Origin of the sequence: Desulfuribacillus alkaliarsenatis, assembly GCF_001730225.1 — a bacterium.
Classification (GTDB): Bacteria; Bacillota; Bacilli; order Desulfuribacillales; family Desulfuribacillaceae; genus Desulfuribacillus; species Desulfuribacillus alkaliarsenatis.
In genome coordinates, this window is record NZ_MIJE01000025.1 from 1 (window position 1) to 646 (window position 646).

Annotated in this window: 2 rRNA genes; both read left to right on the top strand. The window is 48.3% G+C overall.

Going from position 1 to position 646, the window contains the following annotated elements:
- Positions 1-200, top strand: a 16S ribosomal RNA gene (locus BHF68_RS08555); the annotation flags it as partial.
- Between the two features lie 247 nt (positions 201-447).
- Positions 448-646 (top strand): 23S ribosomal RNA (locus BHF68_RS08560); the annotation flags it as partial.

Below are 646 nucleotides of genomic sequence, written 5' to 3' on the forward strand. Positions count from 1 at the left end.
TAGTAATCGCGGATCAGAATGCCGCGGTGAATACGTTCCCGGGCCTTGTACACACCGCCCGTCACACCACGAGAGTTTGTAACACCCGAAGCCGGTGGGGTAACCCGTAAGGGAGCTAGCCGTCGAAGGTGGGACAGATGATTGGGGTGAAGTCGTAACAAGGTAGCCGTATCGGAAGGTGCGGCTGGATCACCTCCTTTCTAAGGAAACAGACCGTGAAATAATCGGTCATAGAGACATCGGTCTCAAGCGACGTATGTTTTGATTGCAATACAGTTTTCAGGGAATTTTACTGAAAACCTAGAAACCAAGGTAACCCCTTAGTTTCCAAAAGGTTTCGTAATTCTCTTGAACCATGACAACTACACATCCTAAATCGAAAAGACATCGATTAAAGAAATCTAAAAGCTGAAAGCAAAAACAAATACGAAACTTTGGAAAACCCAAGGTTAAGCTAATAAGAGCGTATGGTGGATGCCTAGGCGCTAGGAGCCGAAGAAGGACGGAGCGAACGCCGAAACGCCACGGGGAGCTGTAAGCAAGCATTGAGCCGTGGATATCCGAATGGGGGAACCCAGTATCCGTAATGGGATACTACCCATACCTGAACACATAGGGTATGAGGAGGCAGACCCAGGGAACTGAA